Genomic DNA, 17,174 nt, shown 5'->3' with positions numbered 1-17,174 from the left:
ATCCGAGGCCCGAATCCGGGTTTTTGATTCAGGTCAAGGCTGCCGTGCCGACCGTCATGCGATTGAGCCCTCAAGCCAGAACAGGCCAGATAGTCAGGAGCGATTCCGTGAGCACCGCCGAAGAGCCAGAAAAGCTGTATGCCGCGCGCGAGCCGGTATTTCCCCGCCGTGTGAAAGGCGAATTTCGCACGCTGAAATGGTGGCTCATGGGCCTCATGCTGGGGATCTACTATGTCACGCCGTGGATCCGCTGGGACCGTGGGCCGAACCTGCCCGATCAGGCCGTGCTGGTCGATCTGGCCAACCGCCGCTTCTTTTTCTTCATGGTCGAGATCTGGCCGCACGAATTCTATTTCGTCGCGGGTCTTCTGATCATGGCCGGGATCGGGCTGTTCCTGTTCACCTCGGCGCTTGGCCGGGTGTGGTGCGGCTATGCCTGCCCGCAGACCGTCTGGACCGATCTGTACATCCTTGTCGAGCGCTGGGTCGAAGGCGACCGCAACGCCCGGCTGCGCCTGCATCGTCAGAAATGGGGTGCCGAGAAATTCCGCAAATACATGACCAAATGGGCGCTGTGGCTGCTCATCGGTCTCGCCACCGGCGGCGCCTGGGTGTTCTATTTCACCGACGCGCCGACGCTGCTGGTCGATCTGCTCACCTTCAGTGCCCACCCGGTCGCCTATGGCACCATTGCCTTCCTGACCGCGACCACCTTCCTGTTCGGCGGCTTCTTCCGCGAACAGGTCTGCATCTATGGCTGCCCGTGGCCGCGCATTCAGGCGGCGATGATGGACGAGGACACGATCACCATCAGCTACCGCGAATGGCGCGGTGAGCCGCGCGGCAAGCATCGCAAGGGCGAACCCGAAGACGCGCATGGTGACTGCATCGACTGCATGGCCTGCGTCAATGTCTGCCCAATGGGGATCGATATCCGCGACGGCCAGCAGCTGGCCTGCATCACCTGCGGGCTGTGTATCGACGCCTGTAACGACGTGATGGACCGGATCGACCGCCCCCGGGGCCTGATCGGCTATCTGGCTTTGTCCGACGAGGTCCGCGAACGCGCTGGGAACGAGCCGAAATCGGTCTGGAAACACGTCTTCCGCCCCCGCACCATCGTCTACACGACGCTGTGGGCCGGGATCGGGCTGGGCCTGTTGGTCGCGCTGTTCCTGCGCACCGATATCGACATGTCCATCTCGCCGATCCGCAACCCGACCTATGTCACGCTGTCTGACGGCTCGATCCGCAACACCTATGACATCCGGCTTCGCAACATGTACGCGGAACCCCGCCAGTTCTACCTGACCGTCGCCGACAATCCGTCGATCACCTTGACGATGGAGGGCGTGCAGGGCCAACTGGTCACCGTCGGCCCGGATGAACAGCTTATCCAGCGCGTCTATCTCGTGGCGTCGCCCGGAACCGCCGCCGCCACGACCGCCGCGACGCCGGTGCGGATCTGGGTGTCGGTCACCGGCGAAACCGACCGGATCTACGGCGAAACCGTCTTCAACGGGAGGGCCCAATGACGGCTCAGTCCAAACCGCGCGAACTGACCGGCCGCAAGGTCCTTGCGATCACGGTCAGCGCGTTCGCGGTCATCATCGGTGTGAATGTGGTGATGGCCTATTACGCGGTCGGTACCTTTCCGGGGCTGGTGGTGCACAACTCGTATGTGGCCAGCCAAGGCTTCAACGACCGGCTCGCCGCGCAGCAGGCGCTGGGCTGGACGACCGAGGCCACGCTGATCGACGGGCACCTGTCCATCCGCGTCACCACCGAGGACGGGCGCCCGGCCCCGGTGGCGACGATCAGCGCGGTGCTGGGCCGTCCCACCACCACGCGGGAAGATGTCACGCCCGATCTGCGCTACGATGGCGGGGCCTTCGTCGCCGATGTCGACGCCGATCACGGCAACTGGGATCTGCGCATTTCGGCCGAAGCGGGCGACGGCACCGAATATTCGTATCTGGTCAATATCGTCCACCAACGCTGAGCCCCTTCACCACAAGGCCGCAAAGGCCGGGACCGAGACGCCATGAGTGACACCGTCACCAACCCCGAAACCGAGGACCGCTACGCGACCGGCTATGCGCCCTCGATCTCGGCCTGCCCGGCCTGCATCGCCACGCCCTCGGCGGTCGAGCGCGCGCAGGCCGCCGCGGCGGCGCAGGACGCGCGGATCATGCTGTCGGTGCCCGACGCGCATTGCGCGCTGTGCATCCAGACGGTCGAGAGCGATCTGGAAAAGATGCCCGGCGTCAAATCGGCGCGGCTGAACCTGACCCTGCGCCGCGTCTCGGTCGAAGCCGGGCCCGATGTCTCGGCCGCCGCCATTGCCGAGCGTCTGACGAAGATCGGCTACCCGGCCTATGAACTCGACCCCGGTCAGCTGTCGATGACCGAAACCGACAAGCAGGGCCGCGATCTGCTGATGCGGCTGGGCGTCGCGGGGTTCAGCATGATGAACATCATGCTGCTTTCGGTCGCCGTCTGGTCGGGCGCCACCGATGCGACGCGCGATCTGTTCCACATGATCAGCGCGCTTATCGCCGTGCCGACCGTCGCCTTTTCCGCCCAGCCGTTCTTCCGCAAGGCTTGGGCGGGCGTGCGCAACGGGCGGCTCGACATGGATTTCCCGATCTCGCTGGCCATCGTGCTGGCGACCGGCATGTCGCTGTACGAGACCTTCAACAGTGGCCATCACGCCTATTTCGACGCGGCGGTGATGCTGACCTTTTTCCTGCTGGCGGGGCGCTACCTCGACTTTCGCACCCGTGCCGTCGCCCGTTCGGCGGCGCAGGAACTCGCCGCGCTGGAAGTGCCGCGCGCGATCCGGCTCGTTGACGGGAGCGAAGAAACCGTTGCTGCCAAGGACCTGATGCCCGGCGATATGGTGCTGGTGCGGCCCGGCGGACGGATTCCGGTCGACGGGGTGGTCACGGCGGGGACGTCGGAACTCGACCGCTCGCTCTTGACGGGCGAGACGCTGCCGGTCTTTGCCGGGCCCGATCTGGTCGTCACGGCGGGTGCGGTCAATCTGACCGGGCCGCTGACCGTGCGCGTCACGGCGGCGGGCAAGGACAGCTCGCTGCACCGCATGGCCGATCTCGTCGCCGTGGCCGAGAATGCACGCAACAAATACACCACGCTCGCCGAACGCGCCGCGCGGATGTATTCACCTTCGGTTCACCTGCTGGCCTTCGGGGCGTTCGTTGTCTGGATGTGGATCACCGGCGGGGATGTCCGCCACGCGCTCAACATCGCCGCCGCGACGCTCATCATCACCTGCCCCTGCGCGCTGGGCCTTGCCGTGCCTGCCGTGGTGACCGCCGCATCCGGGCGGCTGTTCCGGCAGGGGCTGCTGATCAAGGACGGCGCGGCGCTTGAGCGGCTGGCCGAGATCGACACCGTGGTCTTCGACAAGACCGGCACGCTGACCATGGGCGCGCCCGAACCCGTCTCGCTTGACCATCTGAGCCGCGAAGAGCTGGAAATCGCCGCAGCACTGGGCGGGGCGTCGTCCCACCCGCTGGCACAGGCGCTGGCGCAGGCCGCGCGCGCGCAGGGCGTGATCCCCGCGATGCTGACCGAACTGGCCGAGATCCCCGGCCACGGCGTGCAGGCGGCATGGAACGGGCTGCGCGTGCGGCTGGGCCGCGCGAACTGGGCGGGGGCCGAGGCGCTCGACGTGACCGGCACCTATCTGTCGATTGAGGGGCGCGAGGCACGGGCGGTGGCCTTTGCCGACCGCCTGCGGGAGGGCGCACAGGAAGCGGTCGACGCGTTCCGCACACAAGGGAAGCGCGTGCGGCTGATCTCGGGCGACGTGCCCGGCGCTGTGCGCGACCTTGCCCTGCGGCTGGGTATCGACGACTGGGTGGCCGAGGCGCTGCCCGAAGACAAGGCCGCCGCGATCACCGCGATGCAGGAACAGGGCCACCGCGTGCTGATGGTGGGCGACGGGCTGAACGATACCGTGGCGCTCAGCGCCGCGCATGTGTCGATCTCGCCCGCCTCGGCGCTGGACGCGGCGCGCGTGGCCTCGGATATCGTGCTTCTGGGCACCTCGCTGGCGCCGCTGCCCGAAGCGCAGCGCGTGGCGAAAAGCGCCGTTCAGCGGATCCGCGAGAACTTCACCATCTCGTTCGGCTACAACGTCATCGCCGTGCCGATCGCGCTTGTCGGGCTTGCCTCGCCGCTCATTGCCGCGCTGGCGATGTCGGCTTCGTCGATTACCGTGGCGCTGAACGCGCTGCGGCTGAAATAAGGAAACCCCATGGATATCCTCGCGGTGCTGATCCCCGTATCGCTGTTTCTGGGCCTCGGCGGGCTTTTCGCCTTCTGGTGGACCCTGAAACGCGGCCAGTACGACGACCCTGAAGGTGACAGCCAGCGCATCCTGCGCGGCGATTACGACGATCATCCCAAGCCCTGATCTTCGCTCTAGGTCCCGGATTAGGGCCCGCGCGGCCTTGACCTTTGGCGTTCGCGAACCCTTATTAGCCCCAACGCAACGCTAACAAGAGGTACTGCGATGTCCTTCACCCTTCCCGATCTCCCCTATGCCCACGACGCGCTGGCCGCTCTCGGCATGTCGAAGGAGACGCTCGAGTACCACCACGACATCCACCACAAGGCCTATGTCGACAATGGCAACAAGCTGATTGCCGGCACCGAGTGGGAAGGCAAGTCGGTGGAAGAGATCATCAAGGGCACCTATCAGTCGGGCGCCGTGGCTCAGAACGGCATTTTCAACAATGCCTCGCAGCACTGGAACCACACCCAGTTCTGGGAAATGATGGGCCCGGGCGAAGCCGGAATGCCCGGTGAGCTGGAAAAAGCGATCACCGAAAGCTTCGGCTCGGTCGACAAGTTCAAGGAAGACTTCGCCGCCGCCGGCGCCGGTCAGTTCGGCTCGGGCTGGGCGTGGCTGGTCAAGGACAGCGACGGCTCGCTGAAAGTCACCAAGACCGAGAACGGCGTGAACCCGCTCTGCTTCGGTCAGACCGCGCTGCTGGGCTGCGACGTGTGGGAGCATTCGTATTACATCGACTTCCGCAACAAGCGTCCGGCCTATCTGTCGAACTTCCTCGACAAGCTGGTGAACTGGGAAAACGTGGCTTCGCGCCTGTAATCCCCTCCGGATATGCCGGTCCTTCGGGGCCGGTTGCGAAACCCCGTGCCGAAAGGCGCGGGGTTTTTGCGTCTCGCGGCGCCGTGATCGGTGCAACCACCGGGGGAACCCCACGGTCTTCCGCGCGTTTTCCTGTCAGCATGAAAGGAGGCTCACCATGGTTGAACGACTGCGCTCGCAAGACGGAACGCGCGACACTGATGCCATCCTCGACAGTGACGACGGCACCGGCCCCGGGGGTCAGCAAGGCAGCGCGGGGGGCAACCTTCAGCGCAAGATTGGCACCCGCGACGAAAAAAAACGCGTTGATGAAACCTCGGCCGGGGCGACCCGCCCACTGGGGGGCGATCAGGCCGATAGCGGCGACAAGGAGAAGATGTGATGACCGAACTCACGCAGGGCACCTGGGTGCTGGTCGCCGATGGTCAGAAGGCGCTGTTCCTGCGCAACGAGATGGATGCGCAGGACCCGATGCTGGAAGTGATCCGTATCGAAGAGCAGGATAACCCTGCGGATCGCGAGCAAGCCACCGACAAGCCCGGTCGCATGAACGATACCGGGGTACAGCAGCGCTCGGCTCTGGCCGAGACGGATTTCCACAAGCTGGCGAAAGAGCAATTCGCCGATGAGTTGGCCGAGATCCTGTACACGCAGGCGCACAAGGGCCGGTTTGAGCGGCTGGTGCTCGTGGCGCCGCCGGTGGTGCTGGGCGAGCTGCGCGCGAAGCTGCACAAAGAGGTCGCCTCGCGCGTGGTGGGTGAGCTCGACAAGACGCTGACCAACCATCCGATCGACAAGATCGAAAAGATCGTGAAAGGCGAACTCGAAGGGGCCTGATGGCTGCTACGGTTTTGCAAATGTGTTTTTCTGACCGCCCCGGACCGCGTGTCCGGGGCGGTTCTATATGATCAGGGGCGCGTCGCAGGGGGCATCGAGCCCCCAGCGACGCGGCGCGACGGCGCGCGCGGGCGCGCCCTTGGCAGGGATCAGGGCGCTTCGGGCGGCCATTCGAGATCGGCCCAGACCAGCGCATGGATGCTGCCCGGCCGCCGGATCAGCCCGCCATCAAGGACCCTCAGTCCGGCCGAGGGCAGCAGGTAGTCGACCCGCAACGCGCCCGGCCCTTCGGGCTCGGGCCAGTGCGCGGTGGCGGTGAGCGCGGGGCCGCCCGGCTCAAGGGGTGCGCGCGGCGCGGGGTCTTGCAGCGCGGAATGGGACAGCAAGGCGCGGATCACGGCGTGATCGCCCGCGCCGGCTTCGGGATCGAGATTGGCATTGCCCATGAGAACGAAAGGTCCCGGTGGCGGCGCGGTGGCCAAGCGCCAGAGCCAGAACGCCGTCTCATCGGCATTGCGCGCGCGGTTGCGGCCATGCGGGCCGCCGAAGACGGGCGGCCCGGCATGCCACGCCCAGAGCGTCAGCGGCGTGCCGGGCGTGTCGAGTGTCAGCGCCCAATGGCCGGTCGTGGAGAGGCGCTGGACATCGTAGATCGCGGGCGCGGGGAAAAGCTGGCCGTCGACGCGGGGGATGCGGGCATCGGGCAGGTCGCGCCACAGGAACGCGGAATGGTCCGTGCCGTGGACGATGGCGTAGCGCGACAGCAGCGCCATGCCGCCCGCGCCCCGGAACCGGCCCCAGCCCTGCGCATCGTCGCCCTCGCCAAGCCTGCCGTCGCCGTCGAGGTCCAGTCCGGTGGCAAGCCCGGTATTCGGGGGAGGCGCAAAGCGATGGGGCAGGGACCAGCCTGCCTGCGCGAGGGTCTCGGCAAGCGCGTTCAGGGCGCGCAGGTCGCGGTCATGGTCGATATCGAGCAGCAGCAGGATATCGGGGCGCAGCTCGGCAAGGGCGGTGGTGACGGTGACGACATCTTCAGCCCCGCGCGCGATATCGCGCAGCAACAGGCCCGGCCCGCTGCGGCTGAGACCGGTGTGATACACGGCGAGGCGCAGCGTTTGCGCGGCAAGGGGGCAGGCAACCAAGGAGAGCAGCAGCACGGCGGCTGACAGGCGGGCGGCTGAGAGGCGCACCAAACTTGCCAGAATGAAACGCGCCGTCAGGATGCGATCGTCACGTCGCGCAAGGTGGCGGCGTTCCCTTGCCGCCCTCAGGCGGCGGCGAAAGCGTTGCCTTCGCTGTCGGCATAGCGGCGACGGCTGGCGCGGATCATCCGCGCCACGCGGGCCATCGCGACACCGCGCATCACCAGACTGGCCGGGATATAGGCCCACAACACGATCCCCCAGACATACCCCATGGGAGACAGCAGCGTGACCGGCCTGATCAGGATCTCGGACGCGAGAACGGCCCCCGGCAGCAAGAATGGCAGCACGAGTCCTAACGCAATGTTAATGCGGGCATGGCGCTGCAACCGCAGGACGACGTCGTTGCCGGCGGTGGGGTCGAATGTGGGCAGGTTGATCCAGACGTTGAACGGCCCGGTTCCCATCGGCCAGGCATTGAGCCGGATCGCGGTAACGAAGCCCAGAACGGTGGTGGCGGCCAGAACCAGCGCCAGCGCCGCGCCGTCGCGCACCAAAATCACGTGTTCGGGCGGCACGCTGTCGGGAAGGGCTGCGACCAGGAGGCCCACGGGGCTGAGCCCGAAATCGAGGATCTGGCCACAGAGCCGCGCCGCACTGGCGGTGAGCGCGCCCAGCACGCCGGGTTCGACCCCGTTGCGTTGCAGCAGCGACAGCAGAATCGCCATCACCGCCACCAGCGCGAAGCGGGTACGGTTGAACGGCGCGGCGAATCGGAATTCAATCAGGCCCGGATATTCCGAGGCATACTCGGCGAAAACGATACCGCCCGCGAAGATCGCCAGCAGGATCAGGCTCTGGGCCGTTTCAGGGGCGGTCGAGGGGATGGCCATGGCCGGGAAGACCGCGAGCATACCGACCAGCAGGGCACGCGTCAGCGCCCCCGGCATGTTCGATTTGCGTTTGCCGTCACCCATGCTCGATCCCCTTGCCGGCCGGTGATTGCCGGTGGAGCTTTTGCGGCGCCCGACGCGGGCCACCGCCTGCCTCAATTTTGCCACAATTGTGCCCATTTTCCCCGGACCCCGCAAGACTCAGCATGAGCGTGATCCATCAAGGCGAAAATTCCGAGGCGGAAATGTCGCAGGTTTGCAGCAACTTGAGGGCAAAAAAAAGGCGCCCTGCGGCGGGCGCCTTAACAACTTGAGATTGCAGGGCAATTACAGCCAGGGGAACTGCGTTTTGGCACGCGACTCGTAGGCGTCGATTGCAGACACTTTTTCCAAACTCAGGCCAATGTCGTCCAGGCCGTTCATTAGGCAGTGTTTCTTGAACGGATCGACCTCGAAAGAGAACTCGGTGCCGTCCGAGGCGGTGACGACCTGCTTGTCCAGATCGACGGTCAGTCGGGCATTGGCGCCCTTGGTCGCGTCGTCCATCAGGTAGGTGACGGCCTCGGCGGGCAGCACGACCGGCAGGATGCCGTTCTTGAAGCAGTTATTGTAGAAGATATCGGCAAAGCTGGCCGAGATAACGCATTTGATGCCGAAATCCTTGAGCGCCCACGGGGCGTGTTCGCGCGACGAGCCGCAGCCGAAATTCTCGCCGGCGACGATGATCTCGGCCTCGCGATACGCAGGCTGGTTCAGGACGAAATCGGGGACTTCGTTGCCCTCGCGGTCGTAGCGCATCTCGTCGAACAGGTTCACGCCCAGACCCGACCGCTTGATGGTCTTCAGGAATTGCTTGGGGATGATCATGTCGGTGTCGATATTGACCAGCGGCATGGGCGCCGCGATGCCGGTCAGCTTGGTGAATTTTTCCATCGTTGGTCTCCAGAAGACGGGCAGGGCCGCCTCAGATTTCGAAGCGCGGGCCTTCGCGGCCCGCAGGAAGACGGGTCAGCGGCGGCGGCTGGTCAGGCCCAGCGCGACAAGGCCGACGCCGTCGGCCAGAAGCTGGATGCCCAGAAGCAGGCCCAGAAAGGCGGTGGCGGCAGCGGCGATATTGCCGACGACCAGAAAGCCGATAAGTACCGAGGCCGCGCCCGACAGAAGCAGGACCCAGAACAGCGGCGTCTCACGCAGCCGCCACGCCATGCTCAGCCGGACCGCGCCGGTGATGAGGAACACGATCCCCACCAGCAGCGTCAGCGACACGACACCGGCCAGCGGATCGGCGATCAGCACCACGCCCGCCAGCAGGCCCAGAAGCCCGACGATCCCGGTCCAGACCCTGTGCGGGTGATTGGCGTCAAAGGCCGCGACCCAGAGCTGAAGCGCGCCTGCCAAAAGAAAGAACGCCCCCACCAGCGTGGTCACCGCGATCGAGGCGGCGAAAGGGTTGGCAAGAGCAAGGCCCCCGCCAACCATCATGACGATCCCCAGCAGGATCAGCAGCGTGCCCGGTTTCATCACGCCATCTCGCCCATCATCTCGCGCACATCGGTCAGATGCCCGGTGACGGCGGCCGCGGCGGCCATGGCCGGGCTCATCAGATGGGTGCGGCCCTTGAAGCCCTGACGCCCCTCGAAGTTGCGGTTCGAGGTCGAGGCGCAGCGCTCGCCCGGTGCCAGCTGGTCGGGGTTCATCGCCAGACACATCGAGCAGCCCGCCATGCGCCATTCGGCGCCCGCGGCGATGAAGATGTCGGCCAGACCCTCTTCCTCAGCCTGCGCACGGACCAGACCCGAGCCCGGCACTACCATGCAGCGCACGCCCTCGGCGATCTTGCGATCTTTCAGCACCGCGGCGGCGGCGCGCAGATCCTCGATCCGGCCATTGGTGCACGAGCCGATGAACACCGCGTCGATCTTCACATCGGTCAGCTTCATGCCCGGCGTCAGGCCCATATAGTCGAGCGAGCGCTGTGCCGCGCCGACCTTGCCGCCGGTGAAATCGCTGGCGGCGGGGACATTGGCCGAGATCGGCAGCACGTCCTCGGGCGAGGTGCCCCAGGTGACGACGGGTTCGATCTCTTCGCCCTTCAGCGTGACGACCTTGTCGAAATGCGCGCCTTCATCGGTGAAGAGCGTCTTCCAGTAGGACAGAGCGGCCTCGTAAGCGGCGCCTTTCGGCGCGTGCGGGCGGCCCTTCACATACTCGAAGGTCTTCTCGTCCGGCGCGATCAGACCGGCGCGCGCGCCGCCCTCGATCGCCATGTTGCAGACGGTCATGCGGCCTTCCATCGACAGATCGCGGATCGCTTCGCCGCAATATTCGATGACATAGCCGGTGCCGCCCGCCGTGCCGGTCGCGCCGATCACCGCCAGCGTGATGTCCTTGGCCGTGACGCCCGGCTTCAGCTTGCCGGTGATCTCGACCTTCATGTTCTTGGACTTTTTCTGGATCAGCGTCTGTGTGGCCAGAACGTGCTCGACCTCCGAGGTGCCGATGCCATGCGCCAACGAGCCGAAGGCGCCATGCGTCGCGGTGTGGCTGTCACCGCAGACCACTGTCATGCCCGGCAGGGTCCAGCCCTGTTCGGGGCCGACGATATGGACAATGCCCTGACGCACGTCGCTCACCGGGTAATAGTGAATGCCGAAATCCTTGGCGTTCTTGTCCAGCGCGGCGACCTGGATGCGGCTGTCTTCGGGCATCTGGTCGGGGTTTTCCCGGCCCAGCGTCGTGGGGACGTTGTGGTCCGGCACGGCGATGGTCTTTTCGGGCGCGCGCACAGCGCGTTTGGCCATGCGCAGGCCTTCGAAGGCCTGCGGGCTGGTCACTTCGTGGACCAGATGGCGGTCGATATACAGCAGGCAGGTGCCGTCGTCGGCTTCATCGACGACATGGGCATCCCAGATCTTGTCATACAGCGTTTTAGGAGCGGTCATGGCTCATCTCTCGGATTTGGCTGGAAACAGGGGGTGCGCAGACGCACCCGGGGCAGGTGACGAAGACGTCAGCCGCGGAGTCGCGCGAGGACCGACCGGTTTTCCCGGCTGAAACGCTGCGGCAGGCGCGCGTGATCGGTCATATCGAAGAAGCGAGTCATGGCCGCCTACATAAGCGCGAATGCCCGCTCAGGCAACAGAATTGGAACGGAACGGGGCTTGGAGGGCGCTTGCGGCAGCTCAGATGCCGTCAGGCTGGATCAGGTCCCAGCGGTTGCCCCACGGATCGCGGAACACGGCGACCATACCATAGGGTTCATGGCGTGGTGCTTCTTCGAACCGGCCGCCCGCCGATTCGATCCGCGCGGCGTCGGCGGTGAAATCGGCGCTGGTCAGGAAAAAGCCCACGCGGCCCCCGGCCTGCCGCCCGATCGCTGCGCGCTGATCGCCCACGGCCCGCGCGATCAGCAGGTCAGACCCGCCGCCGGGCGGGCGCATGATGACCCAGCGTTTGGCGTTGCCGTGATCTTCGTCCTGCACCAGCGTGAAGCCGAGGGCACGGAAGAAGGCGATGGCGGGGTCGTAGTCATCGACCAGAAAGGCGGTTTGGCTCAGACGCATGGCGCCAGCCTAGCACGCCCGTGCCGCCGACCCAACGCTGTAGGATGCGTGCTTGGCACGCACCGTTGCGGGCAGGGGGCATGGGCCGGACAGATCTGGCAATCGCGGCCAAGTCCTTCGAAAGCGTGGACTTTGCCGCGCCGACGCCTAAACTCGTCGCATGGACGGTGAACTCGCATCGTGGCTATCAAGCCTGCAAAGCAGCGCCGGCGAGTTCGTCGATGCGCTCGCCGCCTTCGGTCGCACCATGCTGCTGCCTTCGCGCCTGCAGCAGATCGGGCTGGCGCTGGTTCTTGCCGCCGTCGCCTGGATCGCCGCGCGTCCGCTGGCCGCGCGGATGGAAGACTGGATGCGCGGGCTCGAAGGGCGGCCGAAATGGCAGTTGCGGGTTTTCGTCATCCTTCGCCGCCGCCTGCCGCTCATCCTGTTCGTGGCGATGATCTGGCTTTCGGCCGGGTTGTTCGCGGCGATTTATACCTTTCCATCGCGCCGCTACGTGCTGGTGCTGGTGGCCACTATCGCCAGCGCGTGGCTGGCGATCCGGCTTGCCGCGCAGCTGATCCGCAACCGGCTTTTGCGCAATCTGGTGGTCTGGGGCCTGTCGCTATGGGCCACGCTTTATTACCTCGGCCTGCTCGACGAGACCTCGGACGCGCTCGATGCCATCGCCGTCACTTTCGGCGATTTCCGGCTCTCGGCGCTGGCGGTGATCAAGGCGCTGGCGCTGACGGCGGCACTGTTCATGGCCGCGCGCACGCTCACCATCACCAGCTCGCGTCGAATCCGCACCGTCAAGGACATCTCGCCCTCGGTACAAGAGCTGCTGGTCAAGCTTCTGCGCATCGGCCTTTACGGCGCGGCGTTCTTCATCGGGCTCAAGGCGGTAGGATTCGACCTGACCGGGCTTGCCGTCCTGTCGGGCGCGATCGGCGTCGGGCTTGGCTTCGGGTTGCAGAAAGTGGTGTCGAACCTCGTGTCGGGCGTGATCATCCTGCTCGACAAATCGGTCAAGCCGGGCGACGTGATCAGCCTTGGCGAGACGTTCGGCTGGATCGAGGAGCTGGGCGCGCGCTATGTCTCGGTCGTCACCCGCGACGGCAAGGAATACCTGATCCCGAACGAAGATCTGATCACCGGGCAGGTGGTCAACTGGTCGCATTCCAACAATTTCGTCCGGCTCGATATCTTCTTCGGCACGGCTTATCGCGACGACCCGCATCTGGTGCGCAAGGTCGCGGTCGAGGCGGCGAAATCCGTTGACCGCGTGTTCATCCAGCGCCCGCCGGTCTGCCATATCACCGGCTTCGGCGACAGCTCGGTCGATTATATCCTGCGGTTCTGGATCACCGATCCGACCGGCGGGCTGACGAATATCCGCGGCAATGTCTATCTGGCGCTGTGGGACGCGTTCAAGGCGCATGGAATCTCGATTCCCTTTCCCCAGCGCGAGGTGCGCGTGCTCAATGACAGCCTTGCCATCGAGACGCCGAACGATCACCCGTCGGAAACGCCGACCGGCGCCGCGCCGCAACCGGTGCCGAAGCCCGGACAATAATCCGGACAATCCTCGGCAAAGGGGCGCCAATAGCCGTGCGAGGGCTGCGAACGCTCCATTGAGATTTCCTGCGCGAAGGATTACATTGGACGAAGTAGACCATGCAGGAGGACAGATCTCTGTCTTACATCGACCCGGCCGCCATGGCGGCCCCCGCTTCCGAACCTCAGGCGCCCGATTTCTCGGCCGACGACGTTCTGGCACTGGTCCTGCAATCGCTCGATGACGACAAGGCCGAGGATGTCGTGCAGATCGACCTGCGCGGCCGCTCGTCCGTTGCCGATCACATGGTGATCTGTTCGGGCCGGTCCTCGCGTCAGGTGGCGGCGATCGCCGAAAAGCTGCTGCAGCGCCTGAAAGAGACCTATCGCATCACGGCCCGCTCCGAGGGCAAGGAAACCGGCGACTGGGTGCTGATCGATACCGGCGATGTTGTGGTGCATGTCTTCCGCCCGGAAGTCCGCGATTTCTATCAGCTCGAACGCATGTGGCAGGTGCCGCCCAGCAAGCCCTGAATGCTTAGGGCCTTTGCGGCGCGGTGCCATGCGCCGCGGCTCTGAGCGAACCGACGGAGCCGCGTCATGCGTCTGCATATCTGTGCCATGGGCCGCCTGCGCGGCGGGGCCGAGCGCGACCTGATCGACGATTACCTCAAACGCCTTGACCGCACGGGCCGCCCGATGGGGCTGGGACCGACGAGCGAGCACCAGCTCGACGACCGCAAGGGCGGCGGGATGGAGGCCGAGGCGGCGCTTCTGGACAAGGCCTGTCCCGCCGGCGCTGTCCGCGTCATGCTGGACGAGCGCGGCGAGGTGCTGTCCTCGCCCGAATTCGCGCGCAAGATCGAGCGCTGGCGCGATACCGGCGCGCAGGACGTGGCCTTTTTCATCGGCGGCGCCGACGGCCTGTCGCCGGGGCTCCGTGAGACCGGCGATGCCGCGATCTCGCTCGGGCGGATGGTCTGGCCGCATGCGCTGGTCCGGGTGATGCTGGCCGAACAGCTTTATCGCGCGGCGACGATCCTTGCGGGATCGCCCTATCACCGGGTGTGATACCGCCCGGCGTGGGCGCCCCATGCCGGTCGTCGATGAGTATTTGCGGCAGAATGAAAGCGCAGGGCGCGCGTTACCCGGCGCGATTCTCCGGGGGCGGGTTCAGCAGCACGGCGCGCGAATGCGAGGCGTATTCGCGCGACCAGATCAGCCAGGTGACGAAGGCGGTCGAGGCGAGCAGCGTCCAGGGTCCGAACAGCCAGGCCAGCGAGGCGAGGGCGAAATAGGTCGCGCGGAGCCCCCGGTTGAAGTTGAAGGCGGCGCGGATGTTGATCTCGGCCGATTGCCGGGCGCGGGGATAGGCGAGGGGATCTTCGGGGTCGTTCGGTACTGTCGACATCATGATCGAGGCATAGCCGAAGAGCCTGTTCGACCACAGGAATTTCAGAAATCCGTGCGACAGGAACAGCGCGGCCAGCAGTAGGCGCATCTCGAAGGCGCGTTCGCTGGGCGCGTCGAGGACCAGATCCTGTGCCACGCCGCGCAACTGCTCGGGATTGCCGATCAGCGCGAGCAGCCCGCCCAGCGCCAGCAGCGTCGTCGAGGCCAGCCAGTTGGTGCTCTGGCGCAGGCTGGAAATCACCGAGGCGTCGTAGATCCGGGGTTGGCGCGTGACGAAATGCACCAGCCATTCGCGTCGGTAATCGGCCATCAGGATCGTCACCGACGGCGTTTTCGCATCCACTTTCTCGATCCGCCAGCCCAGCAGGTACCAGCTGAGCGCCATCACCCCCAGCGCGAGGGCGTCGAGGGGCGAGAGCAGCGAGGTGAGCGTGGCCAGCGTCATGTCTCCGGTGTCCGATGCGGGGGATGCCCTGTCAAGATGCTGGACTTTGCCCTCAATTGGTATATTTTTCTTACCAAAGTGGCCGAAGGAGAGTGCCATGCAGATGCCAGCCCCCAGCGCCGATATTCTCGCCCGGCGTACCCGCATCACCCGGCGCCTGCGCGAGGTGCTGCCCGGGGACGCGGTGATCGACGATCCGATCGAGACCCGCGCCTATGAATGCGACGGGCTGACAGCCTATCGCTGCCCGCCGCTGGCCGCTGTGCTGCCCTCGACGACCGAGGAAGTGGCGGCGGTGCTGCGGCTTTGCCATGATGAGGGCGTGCCGGTCGTGCCGCGTGGTGCGGGGACCAGCCTTGCGGGCGGCGCGCTGCCCACCGCCGACAGCGTGATCCTGGGCGTGGCGCGGCTGACGCAGGTGCTGGAAACCGATTACGACAACCGCTTCATCCGCGTGCAGACCGGGCGCACCAACCTGTCGGTGACGGGTGCGGTCGAGGCCGACGGGTTCTTCTACGCGCCCGACCCCTCGTCGCAGCTGGCCTGCGCGATTGCCGGGAATATCGGCATGAATTCGGGCGGCGCGCATTGCCTGAAATACGGCGTGACCACCAACAACCTGCTGGGTGTCACGCTTGTGCAGATGGATGGCACGGTGCTGGAACTGGGCGGTGCGCATATGGATGCGGGCGGCTATGACCTGCTGGGGTTGATCTGCGGCTCGGAAGGGCAGCTGGGTGTCGTCACCGAGGCCACGCTGCGCATCCTGCCCAAGCCCGAAGGCGCGCGGCCCGTGCTGATCGGGTTCGGCTCGAACGAAGTGGCAGGCGCCTGCGTGTCCGACATCATCAAGGCCGGGATCCTGCCCGTGGCCATCGAGTTCATGGACCGACCGTGCATCGTCGCCACCGAGAATTTCGCCCATGCGGGCTATCCCGATTGCGAGGCGCTGCTGATCGTCGAGGTCGAGGGATCCGAGGCCGAGATCGACGCGCAGCTGGGCCTGATCCGCCAGATCGCGGCGCGCCACGATCCCGTCGAGTTCCGCGAAAGCCAGTCCGAGGACGAGGCGCGCAAGATCTGGCTGGGGCGGAAATCGGCCTTTGGGGCGATGGGGGTGATGGGCGACTACATCTGTCTTGATGGCACGATCCCGGTTTCGGAGCTGCCCTTCGTGCTGCGCCGCATCGGCGAATTGTCCGAGCAATTCGGGCTGAAGGTCGCCAATGTGTTCCATGCGGGCGATGGCAACATGCATCCGCTGATCCTGTTTGATGCCAACAAGCCCGGTGATCTGGAAACCTGCGAGGTGATGGGCGCCGAGATCCTGAAACTCTGCGTCGAGGTGGGCGGTTGTCTGACCGGCGAACACGGGGTGGGGATCGAAAAGCGTGACCTGATGAATGTGCAATTCGCGCCCGAGGATCTGGAAGCGCAGATGCGCGTCAAGGACGTGTTCGATCCGAAATGGCTGCTCAACCCCGCCAAGGTCTTTCCGCTCGCGGCCAGCGAAAGCCGCCGCGCGGGCTGATCCTGCACCTTCGTTATCGGATAACACATTTCCGCCACCGCATAACCGGGACACGATTTTGCCTGACCTGAGCCCCTGCCTGCACCTTGTTGCCATGACCTTCGGCGCCGATCCCGATCGCGCCGGACGGATCCATCGCAACCAAGGATTCAGCCATGCTCAGCCGCTTTCCAAAAACCGCCCTGACCGCCGGTCTTCTGGCGGCGCTCTCGTTCGCCGGGCCGGCCCTGACCAGCCCGGCTTTCGCCCTCGATACCGACAGCCCGCAGTTTGCGCAGCGAATGGCGGCGCATACGCCGCCCGGTTTCGCGTCGGCGCGGCCCTTGTTGCGCGCCGAGACGGTCGCGGGCCATCGCACGCCGATGTACAGTACAGCGCGGCGCGTGCGTCCGGCGATGCGGTGCATGGTGGGCGGCTCGCCCTCGGACTTTCCCGAAGACATCATGATGACCGCGACCGTCCCCATCTCGCAGGGGGCGGTGGCCAACTGGTCGATCGACGGCAGCCCGTTTCGCGGCACCGTGGTGCTGCCGCAGATGCGCGCGGGACAATCGGTCTTCGTGCCGCATGTGTTGCCGGGGGGACTGCCCGCCGGGATACCCTGTACCGCGCGGGTTATCTGGCACTAAGCGCCGCGCCCGTTCGCGCCATCGCAACCCCGGCAGGCCTTT

19 protein-coding genes are annotated in these 17,174 nt (G+C 65.7%); 12 read left to right on the top strand and 7 right to left on the bottom strand.

Features of this window, described 5'->3' with window-relative positions:
* Positions 1-107: 107 nt before the first annotated feature.
* The 7 genes from ccoG to JI664_RS11710 all read left to right on the top strand — a co-directional run bounded on the left by ccoG (position 108) and on the right by JI664_RS11710 (position 5,980).
* Complete coding sequence (gene ccoG / locus JI664_RS11740) at positions 108-1,535, top strand: cytochrome c oxidase accessory protein CcoG (RefSeq protein WP_349768717.1); 1,428 nt, start codon at positions 108-110, stop codon at positions 1,533-1,535.
* Positions 1,532-2,002 carry a FixH family protein gene (locus JI664_RS11735; RefSeq protein ID WP_207013908.1) on the top strand — a complete coding sequence of 157 codons (471 nt, stop codon included), beginning with the start codon at positions 1,532-1,534 and terminating at the stop codon, positions 2,000-2,002. Before ccoG ends, JI664_RS11735 begins: the two co-directional genes overlap by 4 nt.
* 42 nt (positions 2,003-2,044) lie before the next feature.
* Entirely contained in the window at positions 2,045-4,276 is a 2,232-nt protein-coding gene (locus JI664_RS11730) for a heavy metal translocating P-type ATPase (RefSeq protein ID WP_207013907.1), read from the top strand.
* Positions 4,277-4,285: 9 nt separating this feature from the next.
* Entirely contained in the window at positions 4,286-4,444 is a 159-nt protein-coding gene (gene ccoS / locus JI664_RS11725; protein WP_207013906.1) for a cbb3-type cytochrome oxidase assembly protein CcoS, read from the top strand.
* A 99-nt stretch (positions 4,445-4,543) separates the two neighbouring features.
* Complete coding sequence (locus tag JI664_RS11720) at positions 4,544-5,143, top strand: superoxide dismutase (protein ID WP_207013905.1); 600 nt, start codon at positions 4,544-4,546, stop codon at positions 5,141-5,143.
* Between the two features lie 157 nt (positions 5,144-5,300).
* Positions 5,301-5,525 (top strand): hypothetical protein, encoded by a 225-nt coding sequence (locus JI664_RS11715; RefSeq protein WP_207013904.1) that lies wholly within the window; start codon positions 5,301-5,303, stop codon positions 5,523-5,525.
* A complete protein-coding gene (locus JI664_RS11710; RefSeq protein WP_207013903.1) occupies positions 5,525-5,980 on the top strand; it encodes a host attachment family protein in 456 nt (151 codons plus the stop codon). Before JI664_RS11715 ends, JI664_RS11710 begins: the two co-directional genes overlap by 1 nt.
* Before the next feature lie 149 nt (positions 5,981-6,129).
* Here the strand turns inward: JI664_RS11710 and JI664_RS11705 are convergent, their stop codons facing one another.
* From JI664_RS11705 to JI664_RS11680, 6 genes are all read right to left on the bottom strand, one after another.
* Positions 6,130-7,170 carry an endonuclease/exonuclease/phosphatase family protein gene (locus JI664_RS11705; RefSeq protein WP_349768716.1) on the bottom strand — a complete coding sequence of 347 codons (1,041 nt, stop codon included), beginning with the start codon at positions 7,168-7,170 and terminating at the stop codon, positions 6,130-6,132.
* Positions 7,171-7,247: 77 nt separating this feature from the next.
* Positions 7,248-8,099: a hypothetical protein gene (locus JI664_RS11700; RefSeq protein WP_207013902.1), complete on the bottom strand. Its 852-nt coding sequence runs from the start codon at positions 8,097-8,099 to the stop codon at positions 7,248-7,250.
* Positions 8,100-8,342: 243 nt separating this feature from the next.
* Positions 8,343-8,948, bottom strand: a complete 606-nt coding sequence (leuD, locus tag JI664_RS11695) for a 3-isopropylmalate dehydratase small subunit (RefSeq protein WP_207013901.1) — start codon at positions 8,946-8,948, stop codon at positions 8,343-8,345.
* 75 nt (positions 8,949-9,023) lie between these two features.
* Positions 9,024-9,536 carry an HdeD family acid-resistance protein gene (locus JI664_RS11690; protein ID WP_207013900.1) on the bottom strand — a complete coding sequence of 171 codons (513 nt, stop codon included), beginning with the start codon at positions 9,534-9,536 and terminating at the stop codon, positions 9,024-9,026.
* Complete coding sequence (gene leuC / locus JI664_RS11685) at positions 9,536-10,957, bottom strand: 3-isopropylmalate dehydratase large subunit (protein ID WP_207013899.1); 1,422 nt, start codon at positions 10,955-10,957, stop codon at positions 9,536-9,538. Before leuC ends, JI664_RS11690 begins: the two co-directional genes overlap by 1 nt.
* A gap of 240 nt (positions 10,958-11,197) precedes the next feature.
* Positions 11,198-11,578: a VOC family protein gene (locus tag JI664_RS11680; RefSeq protein ID WP_207013898.1), complete on the bottom strand. Its 381-nt coding sequence runs from the start codon at positions 11,576-11,578 to the stop codon at positions 11,198-11,200.
* A gap of 160 nt (positions 11,579-11,738) precedes the next feature.
* Between JI664_RS11680 and JI664_RS11675 the strand changes: the two genes are divergently transcribed.
* The 3 genes from JI664_RS11675 to rlmH all read left to right on the top strand — a co-directional run bounded on the left by JI664_RS11675 (position 11,739) and on the right by rlmH (position 14,185).
* Positions 11,739-13,133 carry a mechanosensitive ion channel family protein gene (locus JI664_RS11675; protein WP_207013897.1) on the top strand — a complete coding sequence of 465 codons (1,395 nt, stop codon included), beginning with the start codon at positions 11,739-11,741 and terminating at the stop codon, positions 13,131-13,133.
* Between the two features lie 143 nt (positions 13,134-13,276).
* Positions 13,277-13,648 (top strand): ribosome silencing factor, encoded by a 372-nt coding sequence (gene rsfS / locus JI664_RS11670; RefSeq protein WP_286174069.1) that lies wholly within the window; start codon positions 13,277-13,279, stop codon positions 13,646-13,648.
* 66 nt (positions 13,649-13,714) lie between these two features.
* Complete coding sequence (rlmH, locus tag JI664_RS11665; RefSeq protein WP_207013895.1) at positions 13,715-14,185, top strand: 23S rRNA (pseudouridine(1915)-N(3))-methyltransferase RlmH; 471 nt, start codon at positions 13,715-13,717, stop codon at positions 14,183-14,185.
* A gap of 73 nt (positions 14,186-14,258) precedes the next feature.
* Here rlmH and JI664_RS11660 read toward each other — a convergent pair whose 3' ends face one another.
* Entirely contained in the window at positions 14,259-14,972 is a 714-nt protein-coding gene (locus JI664_RS11660; protein WP_207013894.1) for a DUF599 domain-containing protein, read from the bottom strand.
* 97 nt (positions 14,973-15,069) lie between these two features.
* On the opposite strand from JI664_RS11660, the gene JI664_RS11655 reads away from it, so the two are divergent.
* Positions 15,070-16,503: an FAD-linked oxidase C-terminal domain-containing protein gene (locus tag JI664_RS11655; RefSeq protein ID WP_207013893.1), complete on the top strand. Its 1,434-nt coding sequence runs from the start codon at positions 15,070-15,072 to the stop codon at positions 16,501-16,503.
* Between the two features lie 155 nt (positions 16,504-16,658).
* Positions 16,659-17,132 (top strand): hypothetical protein, encoded by a 474-nt coding sequence (locus JI664_RS11650; RefSeq protein ID WP_207013892.1) that lies wholly within the window; start codon positions 16,659-16,661, stop codon positions 17,130-17,132.
* The last annotated feature ends 42 nt before the right edge of the window (positions 17,133-17,174 follow it).

The sequence above is a fragment of the Rhodobacter sp. NTK016B genome (assembly GCF_017303295.1).
Taxonomy (GTDB): domain Bacteria; phylum Pseudomonadota; class Alphaproteobacteria; order Rhodobacterales; family Rhodobacteraceae; genus Pararhodobacter.
Note: the sequence above shows the minus strand (reverse complement) of the source record. Positions and strands in the feature narration are given on the sequence as shown.

Excerpts from the sequence above, each read along its gene's own strand:
- JI664_RS11735 (WP_207013908.1), top strand. The coding sequence starts at position 1,532 with ATGACGGCTCAGTCCAAACCGCGCGAACTGACCGGCCGCAAGGTCCTT.
- JI664_RS11730 (WP_207013907.1), top strand. The coding sequence starts at position 2,045 with ATGAGTGACACCGTCACCAACCCCGAAACCGAGGACCGCTACGCGACC.
- ccoS (WP_207013906.1), top strand. The coding sequence starts at position 4,286 with ATGGATATCCTCGCGGTGCTGATCCCCGTATCGCTGTTTCTGGGCCTC.
- JI664_RS11720 (WP_207013905.1), top strand. The coding sequence starts at position 4,544 with ATGTCCTTCACCCTTCCCGATCTCCCCTATGCCCACGACGCGCTGGCC.
- JI664_RS11715 (WP_207013904.1), top strand. The coding sequence starts at position 5,301 with ATGGTTGAACGACTGCGCTCGCAAGACGGAACGCGCGACACTGATGCC.
- JI664_RS11710 (WP_207013903.1), top strand. The coding sequence starts at position 5,525 with ATGACCGAACTCACGCAGGGCACCTGGGTGCTGGTCGCCGATGGTCAG.
- JI664_RS11700 (WP_207013902.1), bottom strand. The coding sequence starts at position 8,099 with ATGGGTGACGGCAAACGCAAATCGAACATGCCGGGGGCGCTGACGCGT.
- leuD (WP_207013901.1), bottom strand. The coding sequence starts at position 8,948 with ATGGAAAAATTCACCAAGCTGACCGGCATCGCGGCGCCCATGCCGCTG.
- JI664_RS11690 (WP_207013900.1), bottom strand. The coding sequence starts at position 9,536 with ATGAAACCGGGCACGCTGCTGATCCTGCTGGGGATCGTCATGATGGTT.
- leuC (WP_207013899.1), bottom strand. The coding sequence starts at position 10,957 with ATGACCGCTCCTAAAACGCTGTATGACAAGATCTGGGATGCCCATGTC.
- JI664_RS11680 (WP_207013898.1), bottom strand. The coding sequence starts at position 11,578 with ATGCGTCTGAGCCAAACCGCCTTTCTGGTCGATGACTACGACCCCGCC.
- JI664_RS11675 (WP_207013897.1), top strand. The coding sequence starts at position 11,739 with ATGGACGGTGAACTCGCATCGTGGCTATCAAGCCTGCAAAGCAGCGCC.
- rsfS (WP_286174069.1), top strand. The coding sequence starts at position 13,277 with ATGGCGGCCCCCGCTTCCGAACCTCAGGCGCCCGATTTCTCGGCCGAC.
- rlmH (WP_207013895.1), top strand. The coding sequence starts at position 13,715 with ATGCGTCTGCATATCTGTGCCATGGGCCGCCTGCGCGGCGGGGCCGAG.
- JI664_RS11660 (WP_207013894.1), bottom strand. The coding sequence starts at position 14,972 with ATGACGCTGGCCACGCTCACCTCGCTGCTCTCGCCCCTCGACGCCCTC.
- JI664_RS11655 (WP_207013893.1), top strand. The coding sequence starts at position 15,070 with ATGCAGATGCCAGCCCCCAGCGCCGATATTCTCGCCCGGCGTACCCGC.
- JI664_RS11650 (WP_207013892.1), top strand. The coding sequence starts at position 16,659 with ATGCTCAGCCGCTTTCCAAAAACCGCCCTGACCGCCGGTCTTCTGGCG.